The following is a 14,851-nucleotide window of genomic DNA, read 5'->3' as shown; positions in this document are numbered from 1 at the left end:
AGGTGGTATACGGCTTATTGCTGAACTTCGGTGAGCGTCTTGCCCTGTTCGGTCCAGAATGCTTTGGCACCGTCATGCATCGGCGTCACGATACCCATGATGCCGCTGTCGATGGTCATTGACTTGGCCGCCTGGGAGACGGAAGACATGAACGTCAGGCCTTCTGGTGAATAAATCTCTTTCAGGCTGTCGCGCACTTTCTCTTCGGATAAATGGCGGCCGGCAATCCACAGAGCCGAGTCCTGAATGGTCACTACATCGTAATCCACATTCGCATAAGTGTTGGCCGGTATGGTAACCGGGGCGTAGTAGGGGTGATCATTGAATAGAGTGCCTTTTTCGGCGGCCTCGTTGACCTGCAGCAGACGGATCTTGTTACTGGAGGCGGCCTGGATTACCGAAGCATTGGGGAAGCCGGCAAAGACCCAGAGCGCATCAATCTGACGATCGCCCAGCGCCGAGGCGCCCTGGTTATAGCCGATGTATTGGGGGGTGATCTTGTCCCACAGCCCCACGCCTTCAAAGAAGCGTTGAGCGGAGGCGGCGGCACCGGATCCGGCGGGACCCACGGCGACATTCTTGCCATCGAGCTGAGCCACTTCGGTAATATCAGAGCCGTCCAGCACAATCAGGTGAGCTGGGGCGCCGTACAGGTAGGACACGGCCTGCACATTACGATACTTGCGGGTGTCGTTGGTCAGTTTGCCATTCAGGCCCAGATACATGTCGCCGGAGTAGACGATACCGAAGTCGGCGTCGCGGGAGTTGACCCGACGCAGGTTCTCGACCGAACCGGCGGAAGCCATGTTGGACACTTCCACACCATCCATGGTCCGCGACAGCCGGGTAGCGATACCATTGGAGAAATACTGGAAGGTTCCGCCGTCCGGACCACCGGAAAACGCCAGTCGCTCGGTCTGGGCGTGAGCCATGCTCATGCCGGCAGTGGCCACGGCGACGAGGGTGATGGACGTCAGCGCCTTGGCAGGCTTGCACAGTTTTTTCAGTATCATTGCTGTTTCCTCTTTATGGTTGTATTTCTCGCTGTCTTCCCTCGAGAAAGGTGAGACGGCACTTCAGCCGTGCTCGGGTACCGTTAATACCGGAATCGGTGATTGACGAATAACGCGCTCGGTGGTGGAGCCCAGCAGTAGTTTTTCCAGGCCGTGACGGCCATGGCTGCCCATGATGATGAGGTCGGCCCCCAGGCTGCCGGCCCGGGACAGCAGGGTTTCGGCGCCGGTGCCAATCACCACTTCCGTGGTCAGTTCGCCCTGAAACTGGCCGAATAGCCGTTGTTTGAAGCCGTGCATGTCGGTCATCGCCTGGGTGTTGACTTCCTTGACGAAGGAATCCATTACTCCAGCAGGAATGCTGCGCCGATGCCGGTCGCCCAGCTCGGTCACTACGTGCAACAGGTGCAGGCGAGCCCCGTTAACCTGGGCCAGATGAGCAGCCAGCTCCGCCGCCCTGGCGGCGCCGGTGGAAAAGTCGGTTGCGTATACAATCAGCTTGATCTGAGCCATGGCGGTGTCCTTAATTGGCATTGGAATGGTGAATGTCGGCCATCGGCGTGGCGTTGTTTTCCCGCTGCAGCCACCACACCAGGGCGACCAGAACTAGACCTGCAGCATCGGAAACCAGGGTCGGCCAGTACAGCAACAGAGTACCGGCGCCCAGCAGCAGCCATTCAAACAGCCGGGTCTTGCGGCGCAGATAGCCCATGGAGAAGGCGCCAAAGGCGATGGTGCCGAGGGTGGCCGACATGAAGGCAGAAATAATTTCCAGAACGCTACCGTCGAGCAACATGGCGGGTACATAGGCAAACAGCAGTGGCATCACGTACAGCATCTTGGCGAACTTGAATGAGGTCCAGCCGGTTTTCCAGGGATCCGAACCGGCGATGGCGGCGCCCGCATAGGCGGCCACGCAGACCGGCGGCGTGATGTTGGAGTCCTGGGACAGCCAGTAGACGATCATGTGGGCGGCAATGGCCGATACCCCGAATTCGCCCAGCGCCGGTACCGCCAACACGGCGACGATCAGGTAGGCGGCAGTCACCGGCACGCCCATGCCCAGCACCAGCGAGGCAATGGCCACCAGCACCAGTGCCAGCAACAGGCTGTTACCGGCCATGGAGATGATCAGATCGGAGAATTTGAGGCCCATGCCGGTCAGTGAAATGGTGCCGACGATGATGCCGATCACACCTATGGTGGCGCCCACGATCAGGGTGTTGCGCGCCCCCACCTGAATGGCATCCCAGATTTCCCGCGGTCCCATGCGGGTTTCTCTATCGACCCAGCTTACCGCGATACAGGAGAGGGTGGCCCAGAACGCCGAGTTGCCGGCAGAGCGGCCGGTAAGCAACAACACGGTAATGATGACCAGCGGCAACGCGTAATACCAGCCGCTCTTGAACACGGTTTTCCAGTGCGGAATCTCTTCGCCCTGTACACCCACCAGACCATGTTTCTTGGCCTCGAAATGCACCATGCAGTACACCGCCAGGAAGTAGAGCAGCGCCGGCCCGATGGACAGCATCATGATGGTGGAGTAAGGCGTGCCGGTCAGTTCTGCCATCAGAAAGCCGCCCGCACCCATGATGGGGGGAAGAAACATGCCGCCGATGGAGGCCGCGGGCTCTATGGCTCCGGCCACATGGGGCTTGAAGCCGGCCCGTTTCATCATGGGAATGGTAAAGGCGCCGGAAGAAACAGTATTGGCAATGGCCGAGCCGGACACAGATCCGAACAGCGCTGACGAAATAACGGCCACCTTGGCCGGGCCGCCGGTGGAGCGACCGGCGAGGGCCAGCGGCAGATCGATAAAAAACTTGCCGGCGCCGGACTTCTGCAGAAAGGCCCCGAAGAAGATGAACAGGATGACATAGGTCGCCAGCACGCTGGCCATGACCCCGAACACCCCGTTGGTGGTCAGGAACAGGGCGGTGGCCAAGCGTTCGAACCGAAAGCCCCGGTGCGCGAGCAGGTCGGGAAGATAGGGGCCGAACAGGGCGAAGGCGATCATGGCCACCCCAATTAGGGTGATGGACCATCCCAGCACTCGGCGGCAGATTTCCAGTGACAGTAGCAGACCGACGATGCTGATCAGCATGTCGACCTCGTTTTCTGCCCCGGCCCGGTAATTGAGCTGTTCGAACTGGCTGATCCAGTACAGCACGGTGCCGGCCGTCATCAGTGCCAGGATCACATCGCTGGCGGTGGGGCTGTTGTGGCTACGCCGGTTCAGCCATTGATCCAGCGGCAGCAGGATGGCGGCGAAGGGTAAAATCAGCCACAGACTGTAGTGCAGCTTGTCCAGATCCTGCTCCAGCGCCATGCCGAGGCCGTCGTAGCTCCAGGTTTCCTGGAACAGGGTCAATTGCTGGTAGAAGACGGTAGGCGAGTCGTACACCAGAAAGCAGCTGACCAACAACGACAGCAGGGTGGCGCTGATCAACGACATGCCGCCATAGGCGGTGCGGCTGCCCGCCGGGTACAACAGAAAGACCAGTACGAAGGTGATCAGCACATAAATACCAAGGTGGTACTGGGTGCTGAGGGCGGCGACGCCGGCACCGTAAAAGTAGATGGCGACCATGATGGCGGCCAGAGCGGCGGCCAGCCAGGCCCAGGGCCCGGTGAGCTTGCGCTCGCTCTTGGCATCTTTTTCCATCAGCTCCTTGAGCTTTTTCTGCTCTTCGGGGCTGAGGCCGTCGAGCGATTGTTCGGTGTTTGACATCTTGACCTCTGCTTTTGCTCCGGCACCGGTGGCCGGGTGGCGTTCCTTGCCTTCGACTACGGGCTGGTAGACCGATGGGCGGTTTGTTGATTTATTGTTGCAAAAGCGAGGCCAGGTTTGGCGAGAGCAGCGCAAAGGCGCGTGGTTAAAGGGTTGGCAAGCTGGGCGAGGTGATTCAGTCGTTTGGTATTGGGTAGAAATGGGTAGGAATCCGCCGGTTCCATGCAGGGCTTTGGTGGATTTCCACCCATTGGAGCTTTCAGGGGTGGTAATGAGGGCCGAGGCCCTGATGAGACAGGTAAGTTGGTCTCGAACTCGTCGCCGCCGATGGATGGAAATCTACCCATCGGGGGCAAATGGCAGCTCAGTCGGTGCCGTCCTTGTAATCCTTCTTGTCCAGATCGTATTTTTTCATTTTGTCGTACAAGGTCTTGCGCGGCAGCTTGAGACTTTCTAGCGTGTGCTTGATGGATCCGCCGTGGCGGGCGAGTTCGGCCTGAATCAGGGTCTTTTCGAAATGCTCTACCCGCGCCGCCAGACCCGGCGCCATGGGCTCCTGCTCGGTGATGGGCTGGTCGTCGAAGTCGAAGGTGCAGGCTTCACCGAGCAACACATATCGCTCCGCCAGGTTGCGCAGCTCACGCACGTTGCCGGGCCAGTCGTGACTCATCAGGCGGTGGACGCGCTCGGGCGACAGCGGCGGAATTTCACGCTCGTACAGAGAGGAGGCGAGCAGGGCGAAATGCTGGAACAGCATCGGAATGTCCTGGGGACGGGCCCGCAGGGGAGGAATGTCGATTCGCACCACGTTGAGCCGGTAATAGAGATCCTCGCGAAACTCGCCGGTCTCGGCCAGCGCACGAAGATCGGCTTTGGTGGCGGCGATGATCCTGAGATCGAGCGGGATCAGGGTGTTGGATCCCAATCGCTCTATGGCCCTTTCTTCCAGTACCCGCAGCAGCTTGATTTGCAGGCTCATCGGCATGCTTTCAATTTCATCCAGAAACAGGGTACCGCCATTGGCGTGCTCCAACTTGCCGATGCGTCGCTCTCTGGCATCGGTAAAGGCGCCCTTTTCATGGCCGAACAGCTCCGATTCGATCAGAGTCTCTGGGACGCCGCCACAGTTGATGGCCACAAAGTTGCGCTCCCGGCGAGGGCTGTGCTCGTGGATATAGCGGGCCAGCAAATCCTTGCCGGTACCGGTTTCTCCCATCAGCAGCACGTCGGCCGGGGTGTCGGCCACGGTCAGTACCAGCTGGCGCAGTTGCAGTATGGCGGAAGAGGTGCCGATGATGCGCGGCCCGGGGGCGCTCTGCGCCTGCAGCTCCTGGCGCAGCTTGCGGTTTTCCAGTGTCAGGGTGCGTTTTTCTAGCGCCCTGTGTACCACGTCGAGCAGCAGGTCGGCGGAAAAGGGTTTTTCGATAAAGTCGTAGGCGCCGTTGCGAATGGCGCCGACTGCCATCGAGATATCCCCGAAGCCGGTGATCAGGATCACCGGAATGTCCGAATCCAGTTGTTTGATCTGTTGCAGTAGCTCCAGCCCAGTCATGCCCGGCATGTTGATATCGGTCACCACCACGCCGGGGAAGTCGGGAGTGAGCTGTGCCAGAGCCTGGCGGCCCTCGGCGAGGGTGAGCACCCGATAGTCTTCCAGCTCAAGAGTCTGCCCGGCCGACAGACGTACATGGGGGTCGTCATCGACCAGTATGACATTAACGTTATGGCTCATGGTGCTCCTGGGGTGAAAGCGACGGTAGCGTCAGGGTGAACAGGGCGCCGCCTTCCGGGTGATTGGTGGCTTCGAGTCGGCCATTCAGGCTCAGAACGATGCGGTGAGAAATGGACAACCCCAGACCCATACCGGTCGACTTGGTGGTATAGAAGGGCTCGAATATTTGAGTAAGGGCATCGGCACTTAATCCTGGGCCATGATCGCGTACGCTTAGCTGTACTCGGTCTTTTTTCTTCTTCACTGTGATGTTGATGCAGGGAAGAGAGCGGCCAGCCATGGCTTGCAGGGCGTTGTTGATAAGATTGACCAGTACTTGTTCAAGACGGCCTATATCGCCTGCTACCCAGATTTTTTCCAGCCCGTCTGGCCAGAGAATGCGCGCTTGCTGCTGTTCCAGCTGACTACCCATGATTACCATGAATCCCTGGCGCAGGTGCTGAAGATTGACGCCCCGGCCGGCGTCTTGATGCTGGCGGGCGAACTCTCTGAGCGGCTGCAGTATGGCAGCCATGCGATCGGCCAGCCCAGCTATTTCTTCCAGGTTGGTGCCCACCGTCTCGATCTTGCCGCGAACAAGCAGCTTGCGGCCGTTGTCGGCAAAATGACGGATGGCGGTAAGCGGCTGGCTGAGTTCATGATTGATGCCGGCAGACAGCTGACCGAGAACGGCCAGCTTTGCAGTTTGAATCAGCTGGTTCTGGGTCTGATGATGTTGCTCTATTTCCTGTTGCAGGCGCTGGTTGGCATCGGTCAGCTCCTGGGTACGTTGTTTTACACGCAGTTCCAGGGCCCCGTGGGCTTGTTGCAATTCGTTCTGGTGGCGCAGCTTCATCCGATTGCGGGCGCTGAAAAACAGGATCAAGGCCGCGAGAACAAGGTAGAAGGTCAGCCCCAGGCTCAAGGTCTTGAATATACCGGTCTGCAGCGGTTTCAGGTTGGCAAGGACCGCAACTCGCATGCCGACTTCGGGTAATAAACGGCTTTGTAGCAGATAGTGACCGGCTCGTTCTGCGGATGTGGCTGATGGAGTATCAACCAGCGTTAACAGTAGATCGCCCTGTTCGGAGACTTCCTGGCGAATAATGTTGAGCGGCAGCAGTGGGGCTGCTCCGTAGCGGCGGCTGGCGCTGATACGGGCAATATCTTCCTTGGTGAGTAAGCTGGTTGCAGGTCTGCTTACTAGCTGGCTCTTTGTCGATGGTGAGTCATGATTGCCGTAGGATTGCCGCAGGGCATGACCGTCAACTTCAGATTGATAACCGAGAGTGCGAAAACGCCAAGAGGCCCGAGTGGAAATAAAGATAACACCGTCTTCATCCATGACCAGAATATCCAGCAAGGGATCGCTCCAGTCTGCTTCTATATCTTCCAGATCCACCTTGACCACGGCGACCCCAATGATTTGCTCTGCCTGTAACACCGGGTAGGAAAAGAAATAACCTCGCACCCGGGAAGTGTTACCCAGCGCGAAATAGCGACCGGCACCTCCCTCCATCGCTTGCTGAAAATAGGGGCGAAAACTGTAATCGTTGCCAATAAAGGGTCGGGGCTGATCCCAGTTGCTGGCGGCCAGGGTAATGCCGTTGGTCCCGATCACATAACTGTCGGTCGCCCCCATGGTTGTGTTGAGCCAAGCCAGGTAGCGGTTGGCGGTATCTACTTTCTGTGTGTCCTCGGGGTTTTCGAGCAGGTTAATCAGCTGATGTTGATTGGCCAGCAGACGAGGCAGATCCCGATGGCGGTCGAGTTGATATTGCAGGCTGACGATATAGCGGCTGAGATTGGCATCGGCCTGTTCGCGGATATGCGTCATGGATTGCATTCGTGCAGAGCGATACAGCATGACAGAGAGCATGAGCATGCCGACTAACAATAACAGTATGAGAGAGCTTCTCTGGCGAATTGCAGAAGAAGTCTGAAAAGAATCCGTTCGTTTCATGAGTCGATTATGCGCTGTCGAGCGGCGGATGGGAATGTGTCTTTGCAGGGAAAGCTTGAGTCGATGTAGTCATTGCGGCGACAATGGTGTTTTATGCAGGAATATCATCATGGCTTTTCGTATTCGTTATCAGTACCGCAAACAACCCAAAGAAATTGGTTATGCCAATGACAAGCATCACAGTGTTTATGACGCGGTGGCAAGGGCAGAAGGGGTGGATTTGACCGAATTTCACCGTATGGAAAGCCAGGTGGCGAATGTAAGCCGCAACGATCGCAAGACCATGAAGGATTTTCGTGAAGAATACTTTCGCAAACTGGGCTTTAGCGATGTGACTATTATCCGCGAAGAATAAGCGACCGCTCAACAGCCTGCGCTGCCGGCAGAGAGTGACTTGCTGCCGGCCGACCATGCCGTGAGAGCGACAATAATCAGGCCAGCTAAATTTTGTGACGCGTCGCAATTTCAACGTTGACAGTATCCTAGCGATAGACAGCGCCAAATGAGTTTGCCATTATTATTCTGCCCCCAACAGCTAATGGATGATCTGTGGAACAAATTCAGATGTTTTTCGGCTACCACAAGACACTGATGCAGCTGCTGCACAGTGCGGGTTTTATCGGGCTGAGTAAGCGTCAAAAGCTGGAGGCGTTAATCGCGCTGTGTTGCGAGCTGCTGCAGACCGACGATATTAGTGTCTGGAGCTTGAGTCTTTGTAGTAGCAGCCTGAACCGAGATCAATGTTACAGCCCTCGAACAGGTCATGTTTACAAGCCCTACACACTGGGCCGGGTAGAGCACTCGGCCTACTTTTCGGCTCTGGAAGCGGCCGAAATCATTGCCACCCATGATATGGAAAATGATCCTCGCACCCGTTCTTTTGCTCAATGCGAGTTATCGCAAACGCAAGCCGTTGTCGCCATGCTGGATGCGCCCATTTATGATGGTAATCGGCTATGTGGGGTCTTGTGTCTGGAAAGCCTTGAGCAGCGGCATTGGACTCTGGCGGATATTACCTGTGCCACGGCCTTTGCCGATACCATCAGTATGATCAATACCCACGAAGCCTGGTTGAACAGCCGTAAAGAGCTGGACTACATCACCCATCATGATGATTTTACCGGACTGCTGAATCAGCGTTCGCTACAGCATCGAATTCAACAATTGATGAGTCAACAACCCCCTGGGCATTTTGCCCTGCTGTGGTTTGATATTGACCGCCTTAATGCCATTAATAACGGTATGGGTGGCCAGATTGGTGATGCCGTGGTCAGTGAAGTGGCGACGCGTCTACGAGGTGTGCTGTTGCCCGGCAAAGATATGGTTGCCCGGGTGGGGGGAGACGAATTTGCCATGCTGTATCGTTTTTCTGAGGGAAGTAACACCCTGAGCGATGCAGTGGAAACCATCATGAATACGGTAAATCAACCGATTCAAATCGGGCAGCAAAGGCTGACCGTCAGCACCAGCGTGGGTATTTCGATTTTTCCTTATGATGCCGATGATGTTGCGACCTTGATGCGTTGCAGCGAGTCGGCCATGTATCATGCCAAGGGCTGTGGGCGTCGACAGGCTCAGTATTTCAATCAGGGCGTGTCCGCCTCGGCCAAAGCGCGCTTTTTGATGGAAAATCAATTAATCGAGGCCATTGCCAATGATGGTTTGAGTCTGGTGTATCAACCCATAATGTCTGGCGATGCTCGCACCCTGGTCAGTTGCGAAGCCCTGGTACGCTGGCAACATCATAGTCAGGGGTTTTTATCTCCTGCCGAATTCCTGCCCCTGGCCTACGAGGCGGGGTTGATTGCCGAGCTCGACCTGTGGGTGCTGGAGCGGGCCTGCCGGGATATCAAGCTGGCTCGGGCTCGGGGATTGTCCATGCCGCCAGTGGCCGTCAATCTGTCGGCTGATGCCATTATGGATCCCTCGCTGACCGACAAGATATGGAGCCTGCTCGAACAATATCAGGTGCACGGATCTCAATTGGAACTGGAAATGATTGAGGATGCCATTAAAGACGACTCGGACGTACTGCAACACACCTTGAAGCAACTGGTTCGCATGGGGCTCAAGCTGTCCATTGACGATTTCGGCACCGGCTATTCGTCACTATTGCGCCTTAAAAATCTGCCTTTTACCAAGCTTAAAATCGATCGTTCTTTCATCCAGGACTTGCCCAAAGACGCCGATGACTGTGCTCTCACCCTGTCGATATTGGGCATGGCAAAGGGGCTGGGAGTGTCTGTGGTGGCCGAAGGAGTGGAAAACGGCGACCAGGAAGCCTGGTTGCAACAACAAGGCTGTAATTATCTGCAGGGATTTAAATACCACAAGCCCATGCCGATAGATGACTTTCTCGATCTGCTGACCACTGCGTAGAAAATCGTTTTGAGCCGTGATGGGGAGTGTGTGTAATTTCAATGATTTACCGCTTTTTAGCTTGTGGTCATTGTGTGTAAATAAGTAATCACCGATAAGGAATGAAACATGGCACCACTGAAAATGTTACTGGCCTCGGCCCTGTTGTTGGGCTCGACTGCGGCTTCTGCCCATGATTATCATGCGGGAGAGCTGGATATTGCTCATCCCTGGAGCCGTCCGTTGCCGCCGGTGGCCACCACGGGGGTAGCCTACCTGAAGGTCACCAACAAGGGTGATTCCGATGATGTGTTGTTAAGTGCCGAAAGCCCGGTGGCCGAAAAAGTGGAAATTCATACCCATGTTAAAGACGGCGACATGATGAAAATGCGTCAACTTGAAGAATTGGTCATCCCCGCGCATGGCGAGCAGACGCTGGCGCCAGGCGGTCACCACTTGATGCTGATGGGTCTAAAGCAGGTGCCGGTAGAAGGTGAGCGTTTTCCGGTCACTCTGCACTTTAAACAGGCCGGTGCGGTAGAGGTTGAAGTGGCCGTTGATGCCGAACCGGATGCGCACCATCAGACTCAGCACCAAGATAACCAGCACAACCATTAATATGAAAGGGGCGGGATGAGAGGGCATTCCCCTCTCATCTCCTGTTACTGAGTCACGTCCTTTATCAGCGACTGATGTACCTTCTTGATGCACAAGTCTTCAACATACTCCAGCTCCTCTTCACCGGCAGACTCGGCTGCCGCATGACTGGTCACGCCTTCTTGCAGCCATAAACACTGGGCATTTTGCTCTATGGCCTCTTGCGCTATGCGGGCGGCAAACTCGCCGCGACGAAATACGTTAATCAGCTCTATGGGCTGCTCCAGCTCGTCCAGTTCCCCCACGCAAGTCTGGCCAAGAATCACGGCACCCGCCAGCTGCGGGTTGACCGGAAACACCCGATAACCGTGTTCCAGCAAATACTGCATCACCTGATAGCTGGCCCGTTCCGGGCGATTAGAGGCACCAATAAGAGCAATGCTTCGCGTTTGATTAAGGATGCGAGTTAAGCGCTGTTGTTCGAGTTGATCCATGATGCCTTCCACAGGAATAAAAACCCAGTTATAGCAGTTTGCCGACCCGATAATCCATGATCGGCTACGCAATTTATGTCTCTGTCGAGAGCCAGCCATGGCCTTCGAATATAAACAGCTTCAATTGAGCTGAATTATCGCTGAATCGTCTGTAACCACTGGCGTAGTTGTCCCGCCGACAGCGCGCCCGACTGGCGTGCGACTTCCTTACCCTGATGAAAGGCGATGAGCGTAGGGATGGAGCGAATGGCAAATCGGGCGGCCGCCGCTTGATGCGCCTCGGTATCCAGTTTGGCCAGCCTCAGTTTGCCTTTCATTTCACCGGCGGCGGTATTAAAAACCGGTGCCATCTGCAGACAAGGACCACACCAGGGGGCCCAAAAATCGACCACTAACGGCAGTGTTTCGTTGGCCAGTAGTCGATCCAGTTTGGGGCCGTCCATGGTTAACGGTTCAAAGGTGAGCAACTCTGCCTTGCATTTACCGCAGTGCGGCGCCTGTTGCAGTCGGGCACCAGGGACGCGATTTTTAGTCAAGCAGGCCGGACAAATCAACATGTGTTCACTCATGGTCACATCCAGTCGGCCAGGGCATAGGTCAGCGTATATTGGTCGCCTACCAATTCCATTTTCTGGCCATGATTGTTGACGGTAGCGCCGTTACCCAGGGTGTGCAGCACGGCGGTTTCCACGGCTTGCTCTTCGGGAGAACACGCCATTTTGGTGCTGGCCAGCGGGTCGGCCTTGAGACGATTTTGCTCCAGGCTGGCACTGCCGAAGAAGCGGTTGCAACCAGCCATGCCATTAATCGAAAAATGCTCGGCAATTTCCAGGTCCGACTTGATGTTGGTATTGATGGTGGTGCCATTGATGGCGACGAGGTTCCAGTGATGATGCTGCAAGTCAGACTCGCTGACCTTGGGGCCACTGCTGCAGGCGGCCAGCAACAGGGCGCTGGCGGTGATAATGGCTGTTTTCATAACGGCTCCTTCATTATTTTGGGATTAGATGCCGGCTTGCGTATCTTTTCACGCTACGATATCCGTGCAGGTCTTTAAGAATAGTGAACAGTTGACGCTGTTTTTTCAAGGCACGTCGCTTAAACCTGATTGTAGTGTGAGCGAGCTGGGCTTACTGTGATAAATAATCAATACCAGTTGTCATTATGAGGTCACCATGCAAGTGAGCATACTGGCGGGTAAAGCCGCCATGTTGAATGAGCAAATCTGCAGTGCCATCGATAAACGACTGATTTCCGGGCGACAATTTTGTGGCTTTACCGGGCTCAGTGGCGATGCTCAGGTGTCTAGGCAGTTTCATGGCGGAGCAGAGCGTGCCTTGCATTATTATCCCCGCGAGCATTATGACTTCTGGCATAGCTGGTTTCAGGGCATGGGGCTGCATAGCACCTTGCCACTACTGGGGGCGGGTGCTTTTGGCGAAAACATTTCCGGTGTCGGCCTTGCAGAGCAGGATGCCTGCATCGGTGATATTTACCGGCTGGATGACGCCTTGATTCAAATCAGCCAGCCCCGCTCGCCTTGTTATAAGCTTAACGCCCGTTTTGGCTATGATTTTTTCTCGGTACTGGTACAGGGCAATGGTCGTACGGGCTGGTTGCTGCGGGTGCTGGAAACAGGAGAGGTGGGCCCTGAGGCCCGCTTGATCTTGCAAGCGCGGCCGCATCCACAGATGTCCGTTAAGCGGGCCGGAGATATTGTATTCAACCAGGCTTTTGATCGGGGTGGTTTGCAGGAGCTGGCCGCATTAGCCGGTTTATCACCCAGCTGGCGGCAAAAAGCGGATGATTACCTGTTTGCCGGACAGGTGACCGACTGGAGCCAACGTCTGCTGGGACCGAAATAGGCATAGGTTCAAATTTTTCGTGCCGAGGGGGTTACAAAAAAGGCTCATCAAATGTGTGGCCTTTTTTTGTTTTCCGACATTTATTTCCGGTCGCTATCGGCCTGTTGTTTTAACCAGTCCAGCAGCTCCTGGGCCCGCGGTTTGTTCAGAATGCGTTTGGGATAAATCAGAAAATAGGACTTGTTGAGTGGTAGCGCCAACGACGACAGCGGCACCAGTTTACCTTGCTGAAGTTCTTCTCGAATAAGCGATTGCTGGCCCAGCAGTATGCCTCTACTGGCAACGGCGGCATCTATCGCCATCGCCGACAGGTTGAACGAGGGGCCTCGATTGGGTGGCCGAGTAGTGATATTGGCTGCCAGCAGCCATTCGCTCCAGTCTGGCAGAAAACGACCGTCTCGGCCCCAATCCACATGAATCATGGGGTAGTCGAACAGTTGTTCCGGGGTGGTCAGCGGCAGTGAGGTTTTGAGCAGGTTGGGGTTGCACACTGGGATTACCGAGTCGCGGAACAGCTCTATTTTGTCTTGTTGAGGATAATGCTCGTCCCCGAATGACAGATAAAAGTCGGTGGGGGTGGTATTGAAGTCGGTCAGGCTGTGGGTGGCTTGAATGCGCAGATCAATTTCCGGGTGCCGGTCCATCCATTGATATAAACGCGGCATTAGCCAGCGAGAGGCCAGGGCGGGCAGGGCGGTAATGGTCAGGGTATGGTCCCCTTGATACTGGGCCATGTTTTGCTGTGCCACACGCAAGGTTTCGAACGCTTCCTGAGTAAAGGCGAGATAGCTGATACCCGGCTCGGTCAGCTCGACGCCGCTTTTGGAGCGCACGAACAGTTTAACTCCCAGATGCTCTTCCAGCTGCCGAATTTGCTGGCTGACCGCAGCCGGAGTAATGCACAAAGTGTCGGCGGCACTGGCCAGACTGCCGGTTTTAGCGGCGGTCTCAAATGCCAATATGTTACTTAATTTGGGTAAACGGTGGTGACTGGCCTGCTCCATAGCGGTCTCTCTTTATCGTCTTGAACCTGCGTCATCAGGCGGGTGGCCTGATCATGCGGGGCAGCAGTGATGGGGTCAAGTATGGGAGGGTATCAATATGGTTAAAATTAGTTAACATATCGTTAACTTAATATCGCTATTGCCGGCAGTCGGGCTTTTATATGGTAATCAGCATCTTTTACCGATTGAGCGGAGCAAGGCGTTATGAGCACATTGAGCACTATTCTCGACTTATCTGTTTATCCCATCGATGACCCGGACTTCCGTGCCGAGTGTCGTCATACCCTGGAGCGTACCGGTGCCCTGGTGTTGCCGGGTTTCATGAAATCCGAAGCAGTAGAGCAGGTGAAGCAGGAGGGGCTTGAAAAGCAGCACCTGGCCTATTACACCGCCAAGCAGCACAACGTCTATCTGGCCGAATCGGATCCGGCCTTCGGGGAGGAGCACGCGCGTAACCGCAAGGTCACTTCTTCCAAGGGCTGTATTACCGATGACATCATAGCCGAAGAGTCTCCCCTGCGTACCCTCTATAACGCCCAGCGCTTTCGCGAATTCATGAGCGATGTGCTGGATGAAGAACAGCTCTATGAATACGCCGATCCGCTGTCTTCGATCAACCTGCACTATGCCAGTGAAGGGCAGGAACTGGGCTGGCACTTCGACAACTCTTCCTTCGCTACCACACTGTTGATTCAGAAACCGGCCGGGGGCGGTGTGTTCGAGTATGTGGAAAACATGCGTGACGCGGATCGGGGCGAGATGAACTACGAGGGCGTGGAGCGGGTGCTCAATGGCGAGGTTGAAGTCAAGCAGCTGAGCATGGAGCCGGGCGCTCTGGTGTTGTTTCGTGGTCGCAACGCCATTCATCGAGTGAGCCCTACCGAGGGGGATATTACCCGCATGCTGGTGGTGCTGGCCTATAACAATCAGGCCAACGTGGCGTTGTCGGAAACCGCACGCCTGACTTTTTATGGTCGACTGACAGCTTGATTCGATGAGCGGCTGGCTTGGCGTTCATCGTTCTTGTTTACGCCAAACAGGCTGGCACAGGAATACGAGTTCCGTTGCTTGGCTCTTCTGTTTTTGATTAGTGCTATCTGGTTTAGACGTGCCCT

At 55.7% G+C, this 14,851-nt stretch carries 14 protein-coding genes; 5 read left to right on the top strand and 9 right to left on the bottom strand.

Annotated features, from left to right (window positions below; translation table 11 throughout):
- Window positions 1-14 precede the first annotated feature (14 nt).
- The 5 genes from IEW52_RS08640 to IEW52_RS08620 all read right to left on the bottom strand — a co-directional run bounded on the left by IEW52_RS08640 (window position 15) and on the right by IEW52_RS08620 (window position 7,292).
- Window positions 15-1,013, bottom strand: a complete 999-nt coding sequence (locus IEW52_RS08640) for a TAXI family TRAP transporter solute-binding subunit (RefSeq protein WP_188629667.1) — start codon at window positions 1,011-1,013, stop codon at window positions 15-17.
- 63 nt (window positions 1,014-1,076) lie between these two features.
- Window positions 1,077-1,526 (bottom strand): universal stress protein, encoded by a 450-nt coding sequence (locus IEW52_RS08635; protein ID WP_188629666.1) that lies wholly within the window; start codon window positions 1,524-1,526, stop codon window positions 1,077-1,079.
- A gap of 10 nt (window positions 1,527-1,536) precedes the next feature.
- A complete protein-coding gene (locus IEW52_RS08630; RefSeq protein ID WP_188629665.1) occupies window positions 1,537-3,744 on the bottom strand; it encodes a TRAP transporter permease in 2,208 nt (735 codons plus the stop codon).
- A gap of 364 nt (window positions 3,745-4,108) precedes the next feature.
- Entirely contained in the window at window positions 4,109-5,476 is a 1,368-nt protein-coding gene (locus tag IEW52_RS08625) for a sigma-54-dependent transcriptional regulator (RefSeq protein WP_188629664.1), read from the bottom strand.
- Window positions 5,466-7,292, bottom strand: coding sequence for a sensor histidine kinase (locus IEW52_RS08620; RefSeq protein WP_229667863.1), 1,827 nt, complete (start codon window positions 7,290-7,292; stop codon window positions 5,466-5,468). Before IEW52_RS08620 ends, IEW52_RS08625 begins: the two co-directional genes overlap by 11 nt.
- Window positions 7,293-7,527: 235 nt before the next feature.
- Between IEW52_RS08620 and IEW52_RS08615 the strand changes: the two genes are divergently transcribed.
- The 3 genes from IEW52_RS08615 to IEW52_RS08605 all read left to right on the top strand — a co-directional run bounded on the left by IEW52_RS08615 (window position 7,528) and on the right by IEW52_RS08605 (window position 10,394).
- Window positions 7,528-7,773 (top strand): DUF2960 domain-containing protein, encoded by a 246-nt coding sequence (locus IEW52_RS08615; protein ID WP_188629662.1) that lies wholly within the window; start codon window positions 7,528-7,530, stop codon window positions 7,771-7,773.
- Between the two features lie 194 nt (window positions 7,774-7,967).
- Entirely contained in the window at window positions 7,968-9,797 is a 1,830-nt protein-coding gene (locus IEW52_RS08610) for a putative bifunctional diguanylate cyclase/phosphodiesterase (protein WP_188629661.1), read from the top strand.
- Window positions 9,798-9,905: 108 nt separating this feature from the next.
- Entirely contained in the window at window positions 9,906-10,394 is a 489-nt protein-coding gene (locus IEW52_RS08605) for a copper chaperone PCu(A)C (RefSeq protein ID WP_188629660.1), read from the top strand.
- 44 nt (window positions 10,395-10,438) lie between these two features.
- On the opposite strand, the gene IEW52_RS08600 is transcribed toward IEW52_RS08605, so the two are convergent.
- The 3 genes from IEW52_RS08600 to IEW52_RS08590 form a co-directional block, all read right to left on the bottom strand.
- A complete protein-coding gene (locus IEW52_RS08600; RefSeq protein ID WP_188629659.1) occupies window positions 10,439-10,867 on the bottom strand; it encodes a CoA-binding protein in 429 nt (142 codons plus the stop codon).
- Between the two features lie 134 nt (window positions 10,868-11,001).
- Window positions 11,002-11,436, bottom strand: coding sequence for a thioredoxin TrxC (gene trxC / locus IEW52_RS08595; protein ID WP_188629658.1), 435 nt, complete (start codon window positions 11,434-11,436; stop codon window positions 11,002-11,004).
- A 2-nt stretch (window positions 11,437-11,438) separates the two neighbouring features.
- On the bottom strand, window positions 11,439-11,846 hold the full coding sequence (locus IEW52_RS08590) for an META domain-containing protein (RefSeq protein ID WP_188629657.1): 408 nt from the start codon (window positions 11,844-11,846) through the stop codon (window positions 11,439-11,441).
- Window positions 11,847-12,042: 196 nt separating this feature from the next.
- Here IEW52_RS08590 and IEW52_RS08585 point away from each other — a divergent pair, with 196 nt between their 5' ends.
- Window positions 12,043-12,732: an MOSC domain-containing protein gene (locus IEW52_RS08585; RefSeq protein WP_188629656.1), complete on the top strand. Its 690-nt coding sequence runs from the start codon at window positions 12,043-12,045 to the stop codon at window positions 12,730-12,732.
- Window positions 12,733-12,812: 80 nt separating this feature from the next.
- Here IEW52_RS08585 and IEW52_RS08580 read toward each other — a convergent pair whose 3' ends face one another.
- On the bottom strand, window positions 12,813-13,736 hold the full coding sequence (locus IEW52_RS08580; RefSeq protein WP_188629655.1) for a LysR substrate-binding domain-containing protein: 924 nt from the start codon (window positions 13,734-13,736) through the stop codon (window positions 12,813-12,815).
- Between the two features lie 204 nt (window positions 13,737-13,940).
- On the opposite strand from IEW52_RS08580, the gene IEW52_RS08575 reads away from it, so the two are divergent.
- The gene (locus IEW52_RS08575; protein ID WP_188629654.1) at window positions 13,941-14,726 is read left to right on the top strand and encodes a HalD/BesD family halogenase; all 786 of its coding nucleotides are present in this window, start codon (window positions 13,941-13,943) and stop codon (window positions 14,724-14,726) included.
- Window positions 14,727-14,851 lie beyond the last annotated feature (125 nt).

It is taken from the genome of Oceanisphaera marina (assembly GCF_014643915.1).
GTDB lineage: Bacteria > Pseudomonadota > Gammaproteobacteria > Enterobacterales > Aeromonadaceae > Oceanimonas > Oceanimonas marina.
Note: the sequence above shows the minus strand (reverse complement) of the source record. Positions and strands in the feature narration are given on the sequence as shown.

What these genes read in the sequence shown, in the direction of transcription:
- IEW52_RS08640 (WP_188629667.1), bottom strand. Translation starts at nt 1,013, where the DNA reads ATGATACTGAAAAAACTGTGCAAGCCTGCCAAGGCGCTGACGTCCATC.
- IEW52_RS08635 (WP_188629666.1), bottom strand. Translation starts at nt 1,526, where the DNA reads ATGGCTCAGATCAAGCTGATTGTATACGCAACCGACTTTTCCACCGGC.
- IEW52_RS08630 (WP_188629665.1), bottom strand. Translation starts at nt 3,744, where the DNA reads ATGTCAAACACCGAACAATCGCTCGACGGCCTCAGCCCCGAAGAGCAG.
- IEW52_RS08625 (WP_188629664.1), bottom strand. Translation starts at nt 5,476, where the DNA reads ATGAGCCATAACGTTAATGTCATACTGGTCGATGACGACCCCCATGTA.
- IEW52_RS08620 (WP_229667863.1), bottom strand. Translation starts at nt 7,292, where the DNA reads ATGACGCATATCCGCGAACAGGCCGATGCCAATCTCAGCCGCTATATC.
- IEW52_RS08615 (WP_188629662.1), top strand. Translation starts at nt 7,528, where the DNA reads ATGGCTTTTCGTATTCGTTATCAGTACCGCAAACAACCCAAAGAAATT.
- IEW52_RS08605 (WP_188629660.1), top strand. Translation starts at nt 9,906, where the DNA reads ATGGCACCACTGAAAATGTTACTGGCCTCGGCCCTGTTGTTGGGCTCG.
- IEW52_RS08600 (WP_188629659.1), bottom strand. Translation starts at nt 10,867, where the DNA reads ATGGATCAACTCGAACAACAGCGCTTAACTCGCATCCTTAATCAAACG.
- trxC (WP_188629658.1), bottom strand. Translation starts at nt 11,436, where the DNA reads ATGAGTGAACACATGTTGATTTGTCCGGCCTGCTTGACTAAAAATCGC.
- IEW52_RS08590 (WP_188629657.1), bottom strand. Translation starts at nt 11,846, where the DNA reads ATGAAAACAGCCATTATCACCGCCAGCGCCCTGTTGCTGGCCGCCTGC.
- IEW52_RS08585 (WP_188629656.1), top strand. Translation starts at nt 12,043, where the DNA reads ATGCAAGTGAGCATACTGGCGGGTAAAGCCGCCATGTTGAATGAGCAA.
- IEW52_RS08580 (WP_188629655.1), bottom strand. Translation starts at nt 13,736, where the DNA reads ATGGAGCAGGCCAGTCACCACCGTTTACCCAAATTAAGTAACATATTG.
- IEW52_RS08575 (WP_188629654.1), top strand. Translation starts at nt 13,941, where the DNA reads ATGAGCACATTGAGCACTATTCTCGACTTATCTGTTTATCCCATCGAT.